Consider the following 18,743-nt stretch of genomic DNA (forward strand, 5'->3'; position numbering starts at 1 on the left):
TTCCTCGCCTTACTCCGTGCCTGATCCCGCTTCTCCTTCTCCACACGAACAGTAATCATCGCATATATTGCAGCGCGTTCGCGGGAAGACAGCTTCATCAGCTCATGGGGTAAAATGTGCAGCTCATGGAGGGCGTAATAAGCAAAATTGGCTTCACTATCGCCCTCGTTGATTAGTTTTTTACTTCATCCACCAGCTCGTTCATGTCCGTGCCAAAACCATTTAAGGCCTGCACCCGCTCACCCAACGCCGCGAATTCACCTGGTAGCAGCATTTTACGCAGCAGTGTCTCAGCGCCAAGTACGCCATAAGAACGCTGCAATTCAGCATTTTTCAGATCCGGATGCACTACACTTGAGGTCATCAGCTTCGCCATATAATCGTTAGGCTCAATTTCGGAGGTATACACTCCGTTTTTACCTTTGACTTTACGGGTTGCGGCCTTGCGGCATTCCTGATTCTCATCCTCAGTCATACTGCGCAGCTTCCAAGCTACCGCATTTCCTTCCTTATCCTTAAAACGCTGGGATACTACAAACTCCTCGGTCGTGTCACATGCTACATTTTGGGCAAAAAATAAACTTAATTCGCTCATTGTCTTCCTCCTAGAATTATTTATTTAGATACTTCTCCTGCTACTAGCTGCCAATAGACAGAGAAGAGACCCGTCGCTCATTCTACGTTCGGGTCTTGCTTGCTCCAATCTATCTAGTTGTCTTAATTAAAGCCCGGAACCTGCCGGAGCACCAAAAGCTTGCACAATCTGCACATCTTCAAAGGTAAAGCTAACTTCTTCTTCCAGAGCGTCTGACTCTGTATCAAGTGAGGCCATGATGACACTATCAAGGTTCACGCCTTTTAAAATAATACGTTGTGCTCCCACGCTGGACGATGGATCTTCGTTCGTAACCTCAATATCGAAGTACTGATCAACACCCGTATTCATATAATCGAGCATCATCTGGCGGAAACGACTAGTCATATAAAAAATCGTCATCGAACCGCTGCCCGACCATCCAGTCGCTTTATGCTGAACACCCCGGCGGCCCAGTGTTTTCACCTCTGCCTTTGTTTTTTCTACTGTAGCTTCAAGAGTTTTCACATAGAACATCTCTTCGGTTTGCGTACCAATCACAGCATAAGCACGGCCCTCCTGGCCGGAAATTGTATCACTAGCTTTTAAAAATGCCATCTTAAACCACCTTCACTTTCATATATACTTTTTCTACCGAATCTACCGGTTTCACAGCCACATCCAGCACGATACTATCACTATCTGCACCAGCCACAACTACAACATCTGTCTGCGCGTTAAAGCCCTCAATCGCACCCATATCCTGCAAATCATTCATATAAGTCGCACATTGTGACCAGAAAAGAGCACGGCCATCTTCATTATTCGCGACCTTACCGATATAGTAGTTCTCAAAAATACGCTTCATATCATTTGCAATTCCATCCAGCACGCGCAGTACACGATTTTTAGAGAATGCTTTGCCTTTGTCCGGTGAAAACGCGGTAAATGTATTGATATCCTGTTCCACCACAGCCCGTCCGCCACTGTAAGTAAAGATAAGCTCTCCTTTTAGCAACGCAGCTGTAGTCTCAGAATGGCTAAGTCTTACATCAGCATCCACCGAATCATCATAACCCTGATAAGTCAGCGATTCATTAACAGCAGCTGCTGCTGTAGCACCAGCTACCCAAGCAACGGCATTGACGTTATCAATCGTAGTTCCGTCGCTCAGTACTACCCCATTATTCACGCTAATCACACCTTCATGACCTGCAGCCGCATAATCGGATAGTACAGCCTGTACCTTTTTCCCTTCTGTATCCCGAAGCCGTCTCACAAAAGAACTGTAGAGTGCCTTCAGAGCACTATCCTGCGATACTAGACCCACTGTTTGGAATTCCTGCACCTCAAGAGCAGACAGGAAGTCACTATGTGCTCCATTCGTCACGGTTCCGTTAGCCCCCCCTGTAAGCGGCATGCCTGCAATTAGCTTCAAGCCTTCTGCACCATTTTTCTGGAATTGAACATAATCGTTCGCGACCAACTCTTCAGCCGTTCCGACCGTTTGCTTGTTCAGTTCGGTTCCATTAAGCAACGTCTTTACATCAAAAAGAGCAGCATTCTCTATATTTTTCTCAATCACAATCAAAAGATCATTTCCGCGTACACCGCCATATTTAGCTGTTACCTGAAGGCCGTTATTTGTGACTGCCGCTTTAACACCTTCATTCAATCGATAGAGCAGCAAGGTTCCCGCCCGTTTCAGCGCTTCACGCACTGGCAGTAGAGTTGGATGTTCCAAATCCACTCCTAGCAGCTTATTCACATCATCCTGCGGGGTAATCCTCATGATTACTCCCGGCTCTCCCCAAGATAGGGCAAGCGCCAATGCCGTAATCCCGCGTTCTCCCATTTTGCCGATGGCACCTTGATTTGATGCTACATTTACGTACACCCCGGGACGCACCTTATTTTGCGTTGTCCATGTTCCGCCTGCCATTAGTTCATTACCTCCTTATTTTTGAACAATCCCATAGATTGCTTTGCTTCTTCTAGCGTATAGTTCTTGCCATCCTGCAAAATAACGTTCAATATATCCTTTTCCCTCGGCGTAAAAAGTGGGGAATTCACAATCTGTTCCTTACTGAACCCATTCCCGTTACTTCCTTTAGTACTCATTTCAATCGTTCTCCTCCAATCATTTGTCCCATCTTAATGCTGTCAGGCTTGTCGTTTTGCAAATACAACATATAGTCAACTGTAAACAGCGGCCCATGCCCTTCAGTTCCAGCTTCCCAAGCTTGCCTAACTACACGAAAAGCTCCACCATCCTGCTCCATTCCTGCCATCGCCTCACTCAGCTTATCTGCCATTCTCTCAGCTTCCAGCAAATTGCCTTGCTCATAACGGATGCCAAAACGGTAGACCGCTAAATACCTGCCCTCCCGCTGCCGATCCAGTGTTGCTGAGATCAATCCGGGATGAAAATAAGCGGTTTGAGGTTTTTCTCCTTCTACATATACAGGCACATCAGGAAAATACCGTTCAAGTGTACTTGTAATGTGTTCTCGCAATTGTTGTACCGACATCACTCCATTCCTTTCTGATCTGCGACCGTTCGTCGATCCTTGATGGTGTTAACCTTCAACTGCATGAACATTAAGCAGACACCCCCTCAACTAGATTTAAGAAAAAAGGATACTATCCGAGGTTGGATAATATCCCTTCTTCATTAGGCAAATGCAAGAAGAATCTTTCACCGCTAGGTTGTTCTCATCACCCTTAGGGCGGAACTATTAGCAGAGCATTCATGCTCTTGCGGTGTTCTTTTGCTTCATTTGCCATGTTATAATCATACCCCCATATTATCCTTGCGGAGAGGGTAAACGGACGAGGTTTTGGCTAGCTTTGGGATGGTATAGAGCGGTTTTTTGGAGGTACACAATTGAAGACAAGCTAAAGAGCCTTCGACCCTCCTTTTATGGACGGCAAGCATTTGTGCAAGGATTATAAGGATAAAGTACACCCTGAAACTTATACTTTCTTATAATTCAAAAAAAGACCGCATCATCCGCTCGGACGATACAGTCTTCTTTACTAATCAAACTATTCTACTTCTATTAAGTAATACTCATTTTCTCTTTCTTTACCCTAGGCGCTGTTGTTACTAAAGTTTGCAGAGACAGTAAGCCGAGATCCGTTAACGCTAATGCCATCTTGTAAAAAGCCTTCGAGCGTATCTTCACGTAAGTGTCCTTACTTACCGGTGGATCAAACACATGATTGTAAATCGTATAATCGTACATCTCGTCTCTTCTCATATACTTTTCCCGTACCAGCTGCTGTTCTCTCGTATCGAGTCTCTCTACCACAGAGTCTATTGCGGAACAATAAGCTCTCCTTGCGGCGGGGATGTCCACATTGTAAGAAGCTATCGCAGCAGTCTGATCAGTTACAGTGTTAGTAGGACCATGAAATCTTTCTGTGTATGAATAAGTTGTGCTTGCTTCCTTAGCTTCAAATGTAACGGTCTTAAAAATACGGTATTTCTCCAACATGCTCTCTATAGCGACCTGGGTTCGGCGACGGTCCAACTCTGGTAAAGTTGATATGTTCATCATTTATGCACTCCTTTTGGGTTTAACTGAATGAGATTTAATTTGCGGAATTTTCCAGCCCAATGTGATAAAATAAATCTTGTTCGTATTCTGTTCGTATTTTTCTATAATATACCACTTCTTTACCAATCTCGTAAAACCGCGTTTTAGGCTGTTTTTATCGAAAAAGAGCGTATATCCCTCCATTATCTTGCCTTTTGGCAATTATATACGCTTTGTTGTTTACCTATTGGCAAAAATGGCTTATATTATTATCATAAGGTTACAGCCAATAAGGAGTGAGTTGAGATGAAACAGGAATTCGGAGATTATATGAAGCATCTTCGGGAAACAAAAGGACTCACCATTAATCAATTAGCAGCATCAGCCGGAATTAGCGGTTCGCAAATTTCCCGGATTGAGAATGGATTAAGAGGGGTTCCTAAACCAACCACGTTACGCAAAATTGCTGAGGCCACTGGCGTCCCCTACGGGGAGCTAATGGATCAGGCAGGGTATTTGCAGGACCAGACTCTTTCAAGCGATGAGGCTGTCCCAGATTGGGCTACAAGCAAAGATAAAAGAGACTTTCGAAAAATGCTAGAGGATGATGGAGAGCTGATGTTTGACGGAATTCCATTAGACAAAGAAGATAAACAGAGGATAAAAGATGTACTAACCGGATTGTTCTGGGAAGCCAAACAGATGAATAAGAGAAAAAAATCCAAAGACACTAAATAACTATACTAACATGCTGCAGGTGAAGAACATGGATGAACTGATCAATAGTCTGATTAAAAAATATAAAACCAACTGCCCGTTCGAGCTTGCCGCAGCACTAGGCATTCAAATTCGTTTCATGAATCTGGGGACTGGCACAAAGGGATTATATTATCGAAAACTAAGAAGAAGGTTTATCGTCATTCATAATGAGTTGCCTGTAGAATGGCAGCGCTTCGTTTGTGCGCATGAATTAGGACATGATCGGCTTCACAAGGGGATCAATCGCTTTTTTCTGGAGGAAAGCTCCTATTTCTCTCCTGGGAAGCTTGAACGTCAAGCTAATGTCTTTGCTGTAAAATTATTATCTTCAGGCAGAAGCCCCGAACAAGAGGAATCATGGAGAAACTATTATCTACGGATTGGAATTCCACCGGAAGTCCGATTTTTTTTGGAGGAATAATAGAACATATGTTCTTTGGCTGTATTTATATGTATATTAAATACATAACAAAAAAAGCCTTTACCGAAGTAAGAGCTTTTGAGCAGCGATTAAGCTGAGTATCGGGATGACACGATTTGAACATGCGACCCCCTGGTCCCAAACCAGGTGCTCTACCAAGCTGAGCTACATCCCGTTACTATAAAATTATGGAGCGGGTGATGGGAATCGAACCCACGCTATCAGCTTGGAAGGCTGAAGTTCTACCATTGAACTACACCCGCAAAGGTGAAAATCGGGATGACACGATTTGAACATGCGACCCCCTGGTCCCAAACCAGGTGCTCTACCAAGCTGAGCTACATCCCGTTATAAATACTATAATTGCTTAATAATAAAATGGCGCGCCCTGAGAGATTCGAACTCCCGGCCTTTTGATTCGTAGTCAAACGCTCTATCCAGCTGAGCTAAGGGCGCAAAATTATGGAGCGGACGACGGGAATCGAACCCGCGACCCTCGCCTTGGCAAGGCGATGCTCTACCGCTGAGCCACGTCCGCAATAAGTGGTGCGCGTGAAGGGACTTGAACCCCCACGTCGTGAAACGCCAGATCCTAAGTCTGGTGCGTCTGCCATTCCGCCACACGCGCATGATAATAATAAAAGTGAGCCATGAAGGACTCGAACCTTCGACACCCTGATTAAAAGTCAGGTGCTCTACCAACTGAGCTAATGGCTCGCACTTGGCTGGGGATATAGGATTCGAACCTATGAGTGACGGAGTCAAAGTCCGTTGCCTTACCGCTTGGCTAATCCCCATTGATGGTACCTCTATGTTGCCCATAATCTCTTAGGAAGATTATGGTGGAGGCTGAGGGGATCGAACCCCCGACCCTCTGCTTGTAAGGCAGATGCTCTCCCAGCTGAGCTAAGCCTCCATATCTATGGGACCCTCTAAGGGTAAGTACAAGTAAAAGTTGGTGACCCGTATGGGATTCGAACCCATGTTACCTCCGTGAAAGGGAGGTGTCTTAACCCCTTGACCAACGGGCCTTGCAAATCTGTGGAGCTCTCAACCGGATTCGAACCGGTGACCTCTTCCTTACCATGGAAGCACTCTACCTGCTGAGCTATGAGAGCATGGCTCCCCGAACAGGACTCGAACCTGTGACAACTCGATTAACAGTCGAGTGCTCTACCAACTGAGCTATCAGGGAATATCCGCTTGGCAACGTCCTACTCTCCCAGGACCCTTCGGTCCAAGTACCATCGGCGCTGGAGGGCTTAACGGTCGTGTTCGGGATGGGTACGTGTGGAACCCCTCCGCTATCGCCACCAAACGGGCATTTACAGCGTAAATGCTCAGGCTTAATCGCCTGAAAACTGAATCCGAAACAAATCTGCATTCTACGTATAGGATAAGCCCTCGACCGATTAGTATTGGTCAGCTCCATGCATTGCTGCACTTCCACCTCCAACCTATCTACCTCGTCGTCTTCAAGGGGTCTTACTAATTGGGAAATCTCATCTTGAGGGGGGCTTCACGCTTAGATGCTTTCAGCGCTTATCCCGTCCGTACGTAGCTACCCAGCCATGCTCCTGGCGGAACAACTGGTGCACCAGCGGTACGTCCATCCCGGTCCTCTCGTACTAAGGACAGCTCCTCTCAAATTTCCTGCGCCCACGACAGATAGGGACCGAACTGTCTCACGACGTTCTGAACCCAGCTCGCGTACCGCTTTAATGGGCGAACAGCCCAACCCTTGGGACCTACTTCAGCCCCAGGATGCGATGAGCCGACATCGAGGTGCCAAACCTCCCCGTCGATGTGGACTCTTGGGGGAGATAAGCCTGTTATCCCCAGGGTAGCTTTTATCCGTTGAGCGATGGCCCTTCCATGCGGTACCACCGGATCACTAAGTCCGACTTTCGTCCCTGCTCGACTTGTAGGTCTCGCAGTCAAGCTCCCTTATGCCTTTGCACTCTGCGAATGATTTCCAACCATTCTGAGGGAACCTTGGAACGCCTCCGTTACTCTTTAGGAGGCGACCGCCCCAGTCAAACTGCCCGCCTGACACGGTCCCCGTACCCGGTAAGGGTACTAGGTTAGAACCTAGATACGATCAGGGTGGTATCCCAACGGCGCCTCCACCGAAGCTTGCGCTCCGATTTCTACGGCTCCCACCTATCCTGTACAGATCGTACCCAAATTCAATATCAAGCTGCAGTAAAGCTCCATGGGGTCTTTCCGTCTTGTCGCGGGTAACCTGCATCTTCACAGGTATTAAAATTTCACCGGATCTCTCGTTGAGACAGCGCCCAAGTCGTTACGCCATTCGTGCGGGTCAGAATTTACCTGACAAGGAATTTCGCTACCTTAGGACCGTTATAGTTACGGCCGCCGTTTACTGGGGCTTCGGTTCATAGCTTCGGGTTACCCCTAACCACTCCCCTTAACCTTCCAGCACCGGGCAGGCGTCAGCCCGTATACTTCGCCTTGCGGCTTCGCACAGACCTGTGTTTTTGCTAAACAGTCGCTTGGGCCTTTTCACTGCGGCCCCCTCGTGCTATTCACACTACCGGGGCACCCCTTCTCCCGAAGTTACGGGGTCATTTTGCCGAGTTCCTTAACGAGAGTTCTTCCGCGCGCCTTAGAATTCTCTTCTCGCCTACCTGTGTCGGTTTGCGGTACGGGCACCTTCTCCTGGCTAGAGGCTTTTCTTGGCAGTGTGAGATCATGACCTTCGCTACTACAATTTTCGCTCCCCATCACAGCCCAGCCTTAACGATGTGCGGATTTGCCTACACATCAGCCTCACTGCTTAGACGGACATCCATCAGTCCGCGTCACTACCCTCCTGCGTCACCCCATCGCTCATAGCGGATTACGGTGGTACAGTAATTTCAAACTGTTGTCCTTCGACTACGCCTTTCGGCCTCGCCTTAGGTCCCGACTTACCCTGAGCGGACGAGCCTTCCTCAGGAAACCTTGGGCTTTCGGCGGATCAGATTCTCACTGATCTTTTCGTTACTCATACCGGCATTCTCACTTGTGTAGTGTCCAGCGCTCTTTTCAGTACACCTTCAACCCCTACACAACGCTCCCCTACCCCAGATACATACGTATCTAGCCATAGCTTCGGTGGTGTGTTTAGCCCCGTTACATTTTCGGCGCAGAGTCACTCGACCAGTGAGCTATTACGCACTCTTTCAATGGTGGCTGCTTCTAAGCCAACATCCTGGTTGTCTGTGCAACTCCACATCCTTTCCCACTTAACACACACTTGGGGACCTTAGCTGATGGTCTGGGCTGTTTCCCTTTTGACAATGGATCTTAGCACTCACTGTCTGACTCCCGGCAATAAGTATATGGCATTCGGAGTTTGACTGAGCTTGGTAATCCTTGCGGACCCCGCACCCAATCAGTGCTCTACCTCCACTACTCTTATACCGAGGCTAGCCCTAAAGCTATTTCGGGGAGAACCAGCTATCTCCGAGTTCGATTGGAATTTCTCCGCTACCCCCACCTCATCCCCGCACTTTTCAACGTACGTGGGTTCGGGCCTCCAGTGCGTGTTACCGCACCTTCACCCTGGACAGGGGTAGATCACACGGTTTCGGGTCTACGTCCACATACTAATTCGCCCTATTCAGACTCGCTTTCGCTGCGGCTCCACCTTCTCGGCTTAACCTTGCATGTTAAACGTAACTCGCCGGTTCATTCTACAAAAGGCACGCCATCACCCATTAATAGGGCTCTGACTTTTTGTAAGCACACGGTTTCAGGTTCTATTTCACTCCCCTTCCGGGGTGCTTTTCACCTTTCCCTCACGGTACTGTTTCACTATCGGTCGCCAGGTAGTATTTAGCCTTAGCAGATGGTCCTGCTGGATTCATACGGGGTTTCACGTGCCCCGCACTACTCGGGATCCGTCTCGGAGAGAATACAGTTTAGGTTACAGGGCTTTTACCTCTATCGCGGGCCTTTCCAGACCTCTTCACCTACCATATTCCTTTGTAACTCCATGTGAGACGTCCCACAACCCCTAAGAGCAAGCTCTTAGGTTTAGGCTGTTCCGCGTTCGCTCGCCGCTACTGACGGAATCACTATTGTTTTCTCTTCCTCAGGGTACTTAGATGTTTCAGTTCCCCTGGTCTGCCTCTACATTTCCTATGTATTCAGAAATGAGTAACTGCGAATTACCACAGCTGGGTTTCCCCATTCGGACACCCCCGGATCAAAGCTTGCTTACAGCTCCCCGAGGCAGTTTCGTTGTTCGCCACGTCCTTCGTCGGCTCCTGGCGCCTAGGCATCCTCCGTGTGCTCTTATTAGCTTAACCTTGATTCTTCCGAAGAAAAATCTCACTAATAACATTTACTTGTTTACACAAGTTGCTAAAAGATGTTCTAAAACGCAAATTCGTTTCGGTATCCAGTTTTCAAGGATCAAGTTAAAAAAGTTATTCATTTAAAAATTTATGGTGGAGCCAAGCGGGATCGAACCGCTGACCTCCTGCTTGCAAGGCAGGCGCTCTCCCAGCTGAGCTATGGCCCCATAAAATTACTCTATAATGTTATATGGTGGGCCTTGGTGGACTCGAACCACCGACCTCACCCTTATCAGAGGTGCGCTCTAACCAACTGAGCTAAAAGCCCATATAACATATATAACATTGTGAATCAACCAATGAATTGGTTGTCCGCTTGGCAACGTCCTACTCTCCCAGGACCCTTCGGTCCAAGTACCATCGGCGCTGGAGGGCTTAACGGTCGTGTTCGGGATGGGTACGTGTGGAACCCCTCCGCTATCGCCACCAAACGCATACGAAAGAGACTTGCTCTTTCAAAACTGAACACGAGTGAGTGTTCGAACCCGAAGGTTCTATTGCGGAAGCTAAGCTTCCGATTTGAATGTTCTCATTGCAGAGAACGATTCTCCATAGAAAGGAGGTGATCCAGCCGCACCTTCCGATACGGCTACCTTGTTACGACTTCACCCCAATCATCTACCCCACCTTCGGCGGCTGGCTCCCTTGCGGGTTACCCCACCGACTTCGGGTGTTGTAAACTCTCGTGGTGTGACGGGCGGTGTGTACAAGACCCGGGAACGTATTCACCGCGGCATGCTGATCCGCGATTACTAGCAATTCCGACTTCATGCAGGCGAGTTGCAGCCTGCAATCCGAACTGAGACCGGCTTTGATGGGATTGGCTCCACCTCGCGGCTTCGCTTCCCGTTGTACCGGCCATTGTAGTACGTGTGTAGCCCAGGTCATAAGGGGCATGATGATTTGACGTCATCCCCACCTTCCTCCGGTTTGTCACCGGCAGTCACTCTAGAGTGCCCAACATTACTTGCTGGCAACTAAAGTTAAGGGTTGCGCTCGTTGCGGGACTTAACCCAACATCTCACGACACGAGCTGACGACAACCATGCACCACCTGTCTCCTCTGTCCCGAAGGCCGCTGCTATCTCTAGCAGATTCAGAGGGATGTCAAGACCTGGTAAGGTTCTTCGCGTTGCTTCGAATTAAACCACATACTCCACTGCTTGTGCGGGTCCCCGTCAATTCCTTTGAGTTTCAGTCTTGCGACCGTACTCCCCAGGCGGAGTGCTTACTGTGTTAACTTCGGCACCAAGGGTATCGAAACCCCTAACACCTAGCACTCATCGTTTACGGCGTGGACTACCAGGGTATCTAATCCTGTTTGCTCCCCACGCTTTCGCGCCTCAGCGTCAGTTACAGCCCAGAAAGTCGCCTTCGCCACTGGTGTTCCTCCACATATCTACGCATTTCACCGCTACACGTGGAATTCCACTTTCCTCTTCTGTACTCAAGCCACCCAGTTTCCAGTGCGACCTCAGGTTGAGCCCAAGGTTTAAACACCAGACTTAAATAGCCGCCTGCGCGCGCTTTACGCCCAATAATTCCGGACAACGCTTGCCCCCTACGTATTACCGCGGCTGCTGGCACGTAGTTAGCCGGGGCTTTCTTCTCAGGTACCGTCACTCCGGTAGCAGTTACTCTACCGGACGTTCTTCCCTGGCAACAGAGCTTTACGATCCGAAAACCTTCATCACTCACGCGGCGTTGCTCCGTCAGGCTTTCGCCCATTGCGGAAGATTCCCTACTGCTGCCTCCCGTAGGAGTCTGGGCCGTGTCTCAGTCCCAGTGTGGCCGTTCACCCTCTCAGGTCGGCTACGCATCGTCGCCTTGGTGGGCCGTTACCCCACCAACTAGCTAATGCGCCGCAGGCCCATCCCTCAGTGACAGATTGCTCCGTCTTTCATTCTTCTCTCAGGAGAAAAAAGAAATTATCCGGTATTAGCTACCGTTTCCGGTAGTTATCCCAGTCTGAAGGGCAGGTTGCCTACGTGTTACTCACCCGTCCGCCGCTAAGTTACTTTGAAAGCAAGCTTTCAAAGTAACTCCGCTCGACTTGCATGTATTAGGCACGCCGCCAGCGTTCGTCCTGAGCCAGGATCAAACTCTCCAATTAGTATTGAAAAGAGCGATATGCTCATTTTGAAACATCTGACGAGAAAATTAATTCTCTAATTTGGATTTCACTTACGTGATTTCCCACTCACTCGTTGTTCAGTTTTCAAAGATCAATATCTCTCATTTCGTCGTCGTTGTTTATCAGCGGCGACCTTTATAATATATCACAGTGTTAAGCTGTTTGGCAAGTCTTTTTTTTGAAAAATCTTTTTTTCAATTTTTCTTGCCTTCCGCTTTCCTTTTACACAAGCAAAAGGAGCGCGAGATATAATTTATCATGAGCACTCCTTTTTAGTCAAGCTATTTTATTAAATAATCTGAAAACTTTATAAAACTGTAGCAATTCTCGTATATCTTCAGTGTTTATAATGAGAAGAACGCCCACCCCATGCATACTTGGAAAGCTCTTTCTGAGGAGCGAAGCGAGCATACATCCGGAATACAGTCTTATATCTATTAGCGATGGCGTGCCTGATATTTTGGTCCAAGCGCTGATCACTCAAATCTAACAGCATCTCATCTAGTTCTTTTCTCAAAACATAATCCAGTTCCTTGCATTCCTTTTCGTTAAACAACATTCCCAACATATGCTTGGCCTCCTTCATGAAGTTGCAATTAACACCTTCTCTAAACCCCCAAAACCTTTTTTGCATAATCAGTAAGTACATCTCATGGAGAAAGCTGCCTTAAGATCCTCTTACACTAGATTAACCGGAGTCCTCTTTTTATAACCATAATTATTAAAAATTCCCTTTATGGTTTCGTCTCGATTATATACTCCTTACCTTTAGGCAATCCTTGGATGAACGCCCTTAATGTTATGCTCTATTCCCTGAAGTTTTATGATAAAAGTGAAAAAGTAATTGTACTTTCAATAATGGCAGCAACAAATAACAGGATTACAGTCCATATGGAAGCCGTAAGTGTTTGACGCATGAATGCAGACCAGTCTGCGCTTTTCTCCTCTTTTCTATCTGTAGATCGAAATAAACTTGAAATCACTTTTCCGCCAAAGTGCAGTCCAAAGGCACACGCGATAATGATTGCCGGAATCTCTATAATCCCGTGTGGCAGCAATCCTTTTACGATTAAATCGAACAAATCCTGCCCTTGCAGTGCGGATAAATGTATCAAGTAGCCAATTACCGCTCCGTTTATAAATAAGAATATAGCTGGCAATATGCCGAACAACGCTCCCAGGAAAATAATAACCACGCCCTTGATGGCGTTATTCAGAAATATAAATACAAAGAAGTTCCATTGCGGATTAGCGGTGTCTCTTAAGTTTCCGCTGATCTCACTAAGCCCTTCCAATTGCTGAACCAATAGTTTTTCCAGACTACTTGTCGCTACCCAGCCAACAACCGCTCCTATTACGAAGAGCAGACAGGATAGCAGCAAAGCCTTGCGGATCGATTTAATATCTTTAACAAACGTGAAGAACGACAACATAACTACCTCCTGAAATTGTGATCTCTGTTTCTTAGGTCATAACCGTGCGGTACGAGCATACATTTAGAACAAACAAGCATTTCGCATGGGAGAGGAGCGCTGTCATTAATGAATTCTTTTTATGTATTCAGCGGCAAAAAGATCAAAAGGTTCATCTATATCTTCGCCGCTGTGCTTCTTGCTGCTGGAGTTGTCTATGTCGAGAGGGGTAATATCACCGTTTTTTCTGAGGCTGGACCTTCTGCCATTTACAGTGTGCCAACAGAGAAGAAGCTGATTGCCCTAACCTTCGATATTAGCTGGGGAGAAAAGAGACCCGAACCAATTTTGAAGGTACTTGAAGACAAGAAAGTGGACAAAGCCACCTTCTTCCTATCGTCACCATGGAGTAAGACTCACCCGGATATTGTAACAAGCATTAAAAACGCAGGATTCGAAATTGGCAGCCATGGCCATAAACACGTCAATTACAGCACTCTAAGTAACGAAGAGATTCGCACTCAGATCACAACGGCTCACACTGTGCTTACAGAATTAACCGGTAAAGAACCAAATTTAATTCGTATGCCTAATGGTGATTTTGACAAAAGAGTTCTGCAAGTGGCCAATGATCTTGGTTACAAAGTCATCCAGTGGGACACAGACTCTCTGGACTGGAAGAACATAGGTGTAGACAATATCGTGAAGCGTGTAACGACTAAAGCACATCCTGGTGATATCGTTCTACTACATGCCAGTGATTCCTGCAAACAAACTCACGAAGCTCTTCCGCAAATTATCGATGAGCTCCGCAGACAAGGTTATGAATTCGTTACCGTCTCTGAGCTGATCAGCCAAAGCAATGCGGAGGGTAAAGAGGTTCGCGACTCGGCCTCACTAAATAGTGCCTTAGAGGATGCTGCCGGGCTGTAACGCTCCTCCCAATCTTAGGTACCGCAATAGATGTTGGTCTTATCCAAATATTAATGACGCGGGGAAATGAGCTCCGATATGTCGGGTGTGGGGGTATTCAGCTTCGGATAGCTCAGATCCAGACTCTCCAGTGTCTTTACCACGATGGATAAGGCCAAATAGTTGCGGTACCATTGATGATTGGCTGGTATCCAGTACCAGGGTGCTTTATCAATACTTGACTCCTTAAAAACATCTACATATGCCTCTTGGTAATCATCCCAAAACTCCCGCTCCTGTAGATCACTTGCGTCAAATTTCCAGTGTTTTTTGGGATCTTCAAGCCGTTCTTTGATTTTCTTAAGCTGCTTCTCTTTTGAAATATGCAGAAAAAGCTTGATAACTGTCGTTCCCTCTTCCACCAGCATCTCCTCAAACTGCCGTATGTAACGAAAGCGGCGCTTCAAATCATCCTTTTTCAAGCCCCCATGTACCCGCGGTACCAATACATCTTCATAGTGTGAGCGGTTAAATGCAGAGATGTAGCCTTTAGGGGGTGTCTTTTGATGCACTCTCCATAAGAAATCATGAGCTTCTTCCTCCAGAGAAGGTTTCTTGAAGCTGGTCACTATAAAGCCTTGTGGATTAATCCCTGAAAAAATATGTTTAACCGTTCCATCCTTACCGCTGGAATCCATCCCTTGCAGAATTACGAGCAGTGAATGCTTTTTCTGTGCAAAAAGAATATCTTGAAGCTCTGCCAACCGTTCCTTTAACTGCTCTGTTTTGGCTTCTGCTTCTTTTTTTGATTTAAAGTTACCTGTATCGTCCGGGTCCAGCTTGTTAAGCTGGATTTCATTTGTGTCTTTTATCATATAACGCTTGATGTCCATATATTCCCCTCCTAAAAGTTTTGTGAGCGTTGCTACGCTTGTATTACTTCGTACAAAACTGCTTCGGAAGCATACGCTTAGTTTTGTAAAGCATGTGCATCATTGAAAAACTTCGTACAAAACTCACTTCGGAAGCATCTGCTTAGTTTTGTGAGCGTTGCTACACACAAAGAATCCGCTCTATTGTTCTTTAAGATTAACCTCCTCCAGCGGATTTTAATCGTTAGGATACATTCTAGAGCAAAAAACCCCGTTTTCTGAAGGCCAGAGCACGGGGTTCATGATTTGCTGAATTCGCCCCAGCCTTTATCCGGCTGCCGGCTTGAGAATACGGTGAAGCATCAAAATTTGGAATGCATTACAGGCGATGAGCGGAACAACAATAAACACTGTCGCACTATCAACACCTATACGGAGCACGCCGATAATTTCCACAATTGAAATAGCTGTCATAAAAAAGAGGGTTGGAATCCAAGCTGAGATGTTTGTACTTTTCACTTTGAAATAAGACACAATAATGGCAGCTAACAAAATAAAGATTCCTAATATTAGATCAGACAAGACACTTCTTTCCCCGCCAACGACGGTACGCAAAAAAATCAGTTCAAGCAATGCGAGCACAGAAAGCACCAGTTGTATGTATTTCCAAATTTTTGGCGGGAAAACACCATTGCCCATGTAATTTAAAATTAGATAAGCAAAAAAACCAAGTTGCGCATAAACACTGACAAGCATACCGTAGCCGAATAGTATCAGCGGGTATAAAAAGAAATCAGCGACACTTTTGAAATCAATTCGACCGTTCACGAATTGCAGTGCCAGACCTGCGATTACTGCTCCGCCCGCTCCTATTAGAAGGGTTGTCCAAAATAAATAAAACCATTTTTTTATACTCAGCCACTTCACCTCCCCTATGTCAGATTTATTTTACCAAGGATACCGACAAAACACCATTACATCAGCAACATAAATGTGTGTTAATGCGGCATAATACAACTGGAGAATCCTAATAAAGGAGGGCAGCGCCAATGAAATGGAGATTTATCGGATCTGTGGGTTTGGCTTTAAGCTTTGTTATGGCCTTAACGGCTTGCGGAAGTGAGCAGAGCAGTTCTTCTTCTGGTCAGGGCAGTTATAAAGAAATGAAGACCATGGTTATTGATATATTAAAAAGTGAAGATGGAAAAAAAGCAGTTGAGGAATCATTATCAAATTCCAGTTCTGGAGGCACCAGCGGAATGAGTATGAAAATGATGCCACTTCAAACAACAGAGGATATAAAAACCGCTGTTAAAGATACCCTCACTGCACCGGAATATCAAAAGGAAATCGAGAAAATTATGACTGATCCCAAGTTCGCAGGCGATTTTGCTAAAGCCATTCAATCACAAAGCAAAGAATTGCACCTGCAACTAATTAAAGATCCCACCTATCAAAAATCCGTCGAGGAAATCATGAAGTCTCCAGAAATGATGACCATGTTTCTTAATCTCACCAAAACACCTGACTACCGAAAGCAATCCATGAAGACCATCCAGGAATCTATGCAGACTCCATTATTCCGGATGGAGGTATTGAATTTACTTAAAAAGGTCGTTCAGGACGAGCTCGAACCGAAGGAACAGAAAAAGGGCGGCGAAAGCGGCGATAAACAGGAAGGCAGCGGCAGCGGTGGTGAAAGTGGCAGCGGTAGCGGCGATGATTCAAGCACATAACAAAAAAGAGGCCTTATCCCACCTAACAAAGTGGGACGGCCTCTTTTTATGCACAATAATTAGTGCTCATATTTCGCAATCAGCTTATCGGCGATATCAGCAAACAACAACGCAGTAGCTGTGTCTTCCTTGTATACGGAAGGTGAGAAATCCGGTTCAGAAATATGGTTGTCCGGTGCGCCCAATGGAACTTGTGCAAGCAGCTCCGTATGGAGTGTCTCCGCAAGCCGAGCGCCTCCGCCTCTGCCAAAAATATAATCTTTTTTACCGCAGTCTTTACACTCATAATAAGCCATGTTCTCAATGACCCCAATAATCTCATGTTCTGTCTGCAGAGCCATAGAGCCCGCTCTAGCCGCCACAAACGCTGCGGTAGCATGAGGGGTAGTAACAATAATCTCTTTGCTGTGAGGGAGCATCTGATGTACGTCAAGCGCCACATCACCTGTACCTGGAGGAAGATCAAGCAGCATATAATCAAGTTCTCCCCAGCCCACATCACCGAAGAATTGGCGCAGCATTTTGCCAAGCATAGGTCCCCGCCAAATTACCGGACTATTCTCACGGATAAAGAAGCCCATAGACATGACCTTCACTCCGAAACGTTCCACAGGAATAATGATTCCCTCTTCTACAACGGGTCCCTCTTCGATTCCCATCATATCAGGGATGCTAAACCCATAAATGTCCGCATCAATCAATCCAACCTTTTTACCTTTTCTAGCCAAAGCTACTGCCAAATTCACAGTAACTGTAGACTTTCCAACACCGCCTTTACCACTGGCAATGGCGATAAAGTTAACACCAGAGTTCTCATTGATTAATTCATGATCGTCAAGGCCAGCTGCATGTCCCTTAAGTTTCCCCGGTTCATCAACCAACGGCTCTTCCCCAGCACTCTCTCCGCGTAGTAGAGCACGTTCATAATCGGTTGCATCACGCAGCCGGATATGCACATTAGTGACTCCACCCGCTTCAAGTAACTCACGAACCCGTTGTTCTAGGTCCATGCGACTTTGCTCTTCAGGATCCAGACATACGATTGATAAAGATATACGATCTTCTTTAATCATAATGTCACGGATCAGCTGTAGTTCCACAAGGCTTTTTCCGGTTTCCGGGTCTGTTATTGACTGCAGTATTTCCTGGATATGTTCCCTAGTCAGCATGGAAAGCACCTCTGTTTCCTTTCCGGAGGAGAATTCTTCCGGAGTTTTTGTCTATTATAGCATTACCCATCTCCTGATGAGTAGTCCCGGCTACTCGGAAGCATAACGAAGAATGCCACGATATATGCTAGTCGCTACCTTGCGTTGATAAACATCATCTCCGAGCAGAACTGATTCCTGAGGGTGCGACAAAAAACCGACCTCTACAAGGATCGCAGGTATTTTTAATGCTTTTAGTAGATAAACAGTATTTACAGTCTTAGCTACACGATCAGTATTCTCCAGTGTAGTCTTCAGCTCACTCTGTACAAACTCTGCGATTGCTTTATTATCCTTGTGATTGGGATAGTAAAAGGTCTGCGCCCCGCTCCATCGGTTCGAAGGCACACTGTTCATGTGAACGCTTATAAAAAGATCTGCGCCCTTCTCTTCAATACTTCTCACTCTTTGCTTAAGATCTTCAGTCTTGCGCTTAGAATAGCCCTTAGTGTCCTCCTGAGCCAAATCATAATCCCCTTCACGGGTCATTACAACAATAGCCCCTGCCTGTTGCAGGTAATCACGTAAATAAAGAGAGACTGCAAGATTAATGTCTTTCTCAATTAGCCCTTCCCGGCTAACTGCCCCTCCATCTGCTCCCCCATGTCCAGCGTCGATAGCGATCACTTTACCAGACAAAGGCAGACTCCAATAATTTAACGTTTTGGCAGTAGGCATGTCATACGCTATAATGCCGATCATTATAGCCAGCAGTGTCGCGCCCAGCATACATTTTTTGATACTGCTCCATGAGATCCAGACCGAGACTTTACTGTGTTTTCGGCCAGACATAACAAAGACCCCCT

At 46.4% G+C, this 18,743-nt stretch carries 16 protein-coding genes, 14 tRNA genes and 4 rRNA genes; 4 read left to right on the forward strand and 30 right to left on the reverse strand.

Annotation, left to right across the window (positions count from 1 at the left end; translation table 11 throughout):
* Positions 1 to 172 precede the first annotated feature (172 nt).
* From MHH50_RS27625 to MHH50_RS27650, 6 genes are all read right to left on the reverse strand, one after another.
* Positions 173 to 595 (reverse strand): phage portal protein, encoded by a 423-nt coding sequence (locus MHH50_RS27625; protein ID WP_076129761.1) that lies wholly within the window; start codon positions 593 to 595, stop codon positions 173 to 175.
* A gap of 126 nt (positions 596 to 721) precedes the next feature.
* On the reverse strand, positions 722 to 1,192 hold the full coding sequence (locus MHH50_RS27630; protein ID WP_036681245.1) for a phage tail tube protein: 471 nt from the start codon (positions 1,190 to 1,192) through the stop codon (positions 722 to 724).
* Between the two features lies 1 nt (position 1,193).
* Positions 1,194 to 2,516: a phage tail sheath family protein gene (locus MHH50_RS27635; RefSeq protein ID WP_076303125.1), complete on the reverse strand. Its 1,323-nt coding sequence runs from the start codon at positions 2,514 to 2,516 to the stop codon at positions 1,194 to 1,196.
* The gene (locus MHH50_RS27640; protein ID WP_076220512.1) at positions 2,516 to 2,695 is read right to left on the reverse strand and encodes a hypothetical protein; all 180 of its coding nucleotides are present in this window, start codon (positions 2,693 to 2,695) and stop codon (positions 2,516 to 2,518) included. The genes MHH50_RS27635 and MHH50_RS27640 overlap by 1 nt, the downstream gene beginning before the upstream one ends.
* Positions 2,692 to 3,105 (reverse strand): DUF6838 family protein, encoded by a 414-nt coding sequence (locus MHH50_RS27645; RefSeq protein WP_038573440.1) that lies wholly within the window; start codon positions 3,103 to 3,105, stop codon positions 2,692 to 2,694. The genes MHH50_RS27640 and MHH50_RS27645 overlap by 4 nt, the downstream gene beginning before the upstream one ends.
* Positions 3,106 to 3,636: 531 nt before the next feature.
* On the reverse strand, positions 3,637 to 4,137 hold the full coding sequence (locus tag MHH50_RS27650; RefSeq protein WP_340033728.1) for an ArpU family phage packaging/lysis transcriptional regulator: 501 nt from the start codon (positions 4,135 to 4,137) through the stop codon (positions 3,637 to 3,639).
* A gap of 285 nt (positions 4,138 to 4,422) precedes the next feature.
* Here MHH50_RS27650 and MHH50_RS27655 point away from each other — a divergent pair, with 285 nt between their 5' ends.
* Together MHH50_RS27655 and MHH50_RS27660 are read left to right on the forward strand one after the other, a co-directional pair.
* Positions 4,423 to 4,854, forward strand: a complete 432-nt coding sequence (locus MHH50_RS27655) for a helix-turn-helix transcriptional regulator (protein ID WP_076220514.1) — start codon at positions 4,423 to 4,425, stop codon at positions 4,852 to 4,854.
* Positions 4,855 to 4,882: 28 nt separating this feature from the next.
* Entirely contained in the window at positions 4,883 to 5,296 is a 414-nt protein-coding gene (locus MHH50_RS27660; protein ID WP_036681396.1) for an ImmA/IrrE family metallo-endopeptidase, read from the forward strand.
* Between the two features lie 101 nt (positions 5,297 to 5,397).
* Here the strand turns inward: MHH50_RS27660 and MHH50_RS27665 are convergent.
* The 20 genes from MHH50_RS27665 to MHH50_RS27760 all read right to left on the reverse strand — a co-directional run bounded on the left by MHH50_RS27665 (position 5,398) and on the right by MHH50_RS27760 (position 13,230).
* Positions 5,398 to 5,471, reverse strand: a tRNA-Pro gene (locus MHH50_RS27665).
* 14 nt (positions 5,472 to 5,485) lie between these two features.
* Positions 5,486 to 5,559: transfer RNA gene (locus MHH50_RS27670), tRNA-Gly, on the reverse strand.
* An 11-nt stretch (positions 5,560 to 5,570) separates the two neighbouring features.
* Positions 5,571 to 5,644 (reverse strand) — tRNA-Pro (locus tag MHH50_RS27675).
* Between the two features lie 31 nt (positions 5,645 to 5,675).
* Positions 5,676 to 5,752: transfer RNA gene (locus tag MHH50_RS27680), tRNA-Arg, on the reverse strand.
* A 7-nt stretch (positions 5,753 to 5,759) separates the two neighbouring features.
* Positions 5,760 to 5,834 (reverse strand) — tRNA-Gly (locus tag MHH50_RS27685).
* A gap of 6 nt (positions 5,835 to 5,840) precedes the next feature.
* Positions 5,841 to 5,924, reverse strand: a tRNA-Leu gene (locus MHH50_RS27690).
* A 16-nt stretch (positions 5,925 to 5,940) separates the two neighbouring features.
* Positions 5,941 to 6,013, reverse strand: a tRNA-Lys gene (locus MHH50_RS27695).
* Between the two features lie 5 nt (positions 6,014 to 6,018).
* Positions 6,019 to 6,093, reverse strand: a tRNA-Gln gene (locus MHH50_RS27700).
* A gap of 43 nt (positions 6,094 to 6,136) precedes the next feature.
* Positions 6,137 to 6,212, reverse strand: a tRNA-Val gene (locus MHH50_RS27705).
* 40 nt (positions 6,213 to 6,252) lie between these two features.
* Positions 6,253 to 6,327: transfer RNA gene (locus MHH50_RS27710), tRNA-Glu, on the reverse strand.
* An 11-nt stretch (positions 6,328 to 6,338) separates the two neighbouring features.
* Positions 6,339 to 6,414: transfer RNA gene (locus MHH50_RS27715), tRNA-Thr, on the reverse strand.
* Position 6,415: 1 nt separating this feature from the next.
* Positions 6,416 to 6,491, reverse strand: a tRNA-Asn gene (locus MHH50_RS27720).
* A 6-nt stretch (positions 6,492 to 6,497) separates the two neighbouring features.
* A 5S ribosomal RNA gene (gene rrf, locus MHH50_RS27725) occupies positions 6,498 to 6,614 on the reverse strand.
* A 74-nt stretch (positions 6,615 to 6,688) separates the two neighbouring features.
* Positions 6,689 to 9,615, reverse strand: a 23S ribosomal RNA gene (locus MHH50_RS27730).
* Positions 9,616 to 9,754: 139 nt separating this feature from the next.
* Positions 9,755 to 9,830, reverse strand: a tRNA-Ala gene (locus MHH50_RS27735).
* Positions 9,831 to 9,854: 24 nt separating this feature from the next.
* A tRNA-Ile gene (locus tag MHH50_RS27740) sits at positions 9,855 to 9,931 on the reverse strand.
* Between the two features lie 46 nt (positions 9,932 to 9,977).
* Positions 9,978 to 10,094: ribosomal RNA gene (gene rrf / locus MHH50_RS27745) — 5S ribosomal RNA — on the reverse strand.
* 124 nt (positions 10,095 to 10,218) lie between these two features.
* Positions 10,219 to 11,776: ribosomal RNA gene (locus MHH50_RS27750) — 16S ribosomal RNA — on the reverse strand.
* The 16S, 23S and 5S rRNA genes sit together here with 14 tRNA genes alongside, the layout of an rRNA operon.
* 358 nt (positions 11,777 to 12,134) lie before the next feature.
* Positions 12,135 to 12,365 (reverse strand): hypothetical protein, encoded by a 231-nt coding sequence (locus tag MHH50_RS27755; RefSeq protein WP_340033729.1) that lies wholly within the window; start codon positions 12,363 to 12,365, stop codon positions 12,135 to 12,137.
* A 253-nt stretch (positions 12,366 to 12,618) separates the two neighbouring features.
* Positions 12,619 to 13,230, reverse strand: a complete 612-nt coding sequence (locus MHH50_RS27760; protein WP_076307253.1) for a stage II sporulation protein M — start codon at positions 13,228 to 13,230, stop codon at positions 12,619 to 12,621.
* Positions 13,231 to 13,338: 108 nt separating this feature from the next.
* Between MHH50_RS27760 and pdaB the strand changes: the two genes are divergently transcribed.
* Entirely contained in the window at positions 13,339 to 14,142 is an 804-nt protein-coding gene (gene pdaB / locus MHH50_RS27765) for a polysaccharide deacetylase family sporulation protein PdaB (RefSeq protein WP_036680629.1), read from the forward strand.
* A 50-nt stretch (positions 14,143 to 14,192) separates the two neighbouring features.
* On the opposite strand, the gene MHH50_RS27770 is transcribed toward pdaB, so the two are convergent.
* Together MHH50_RS27770 and MHH50_RS27775 are read right to left on the reverse strand one after the other, a co-directional pair.
* Complete coding sequence (locus MHH50_RS27770) at positions 14,193 to 15,014, reverse strand: PPK2 family polyphosphate kinase (protein ID WP_076280126.1); 822 nt, start codon at positions 15,012 to 15,014, stop codon at positions 14,193 to 14,195.
* A 306-nt stretch (positions 15,015 to 15,320) separates the two neighbouring features.
* Positions 15,321 to 15,911, reverse strand: a complete 591-nt coding sequence (locus MHH50_RS27775) for a KinB-signaling pathway activation protein (RefSeq protein WP_038574906.1) — start codon at positions 15,909 to 15,911, stop codon at positions 15,321 to 15,323.
* Between the two features lie 131 nt (positions 15,912 to 16,042).
* Here MHH50_RS27775 and gerD point away from each other — a divergent pair, with 131 nt between their 5' ends.
* Positions 16,043 to 16,729, forward strand: coding sequence for a spore germination lipoprotein GerD (gene gerD, locus MHH50_RS27780; RefSeq protein ID WP_036680627.1), 687 nt, complete (start codon positions 16,043 to 16,045; stop codon positions 16,727 to 16,729).
* Between the two features lie 59 nt (positions 16,730 to 16,788).
* On the opposite strand, the gene MHH50_RS27785 is transcribed toward gerD, so the two are convergent.
* Both MHH50_RS27785 and cwlD read right to left on the reverse strand, forming a co-directional pair.
* The gene (locus MHH50_RS27785; RefSeq protein ID WP_076130012.1) at positions 16,789 to 17,898 is read right to left on the reverse strand and encodes an Mrp/NBP35 family ATP-binding protein; all 1,110 of its coding nucleotides are present in this window, start codon (positions 17,896 to 17,898) and stop codon (positions 16,789 to 16,791) included.
* A 90-nt stretch (positions 17,899 to 17,988) separates the two neighbouring features.
* On the reverse strand, positions 17,989 to 18,729 hold the full coding sequence (gene cwlD / locus MHH50_RS27790; RefSeq protein ID WP_076219354.1) for an N-acetylmuramoyl-L-alanine amidase CwlD: 741 nt from the start codon (positions 18,727 to 18,729) through the stop codon (positions 17,989 to 17,991).
* Positions 18,730 to 18,743 lie beyond the last annotated feature (14 nt).

Source organism: Paenibacillus sp. FSL H3-0302, assembly GCF_037982245.1.
Classification (GTDB): Bacteria; Bacillota; Bacilli; order Paenibacillales; family Paenibacillaceae; genus Paenibacillus_AQ; species Paenibacillus_AQ odorifer.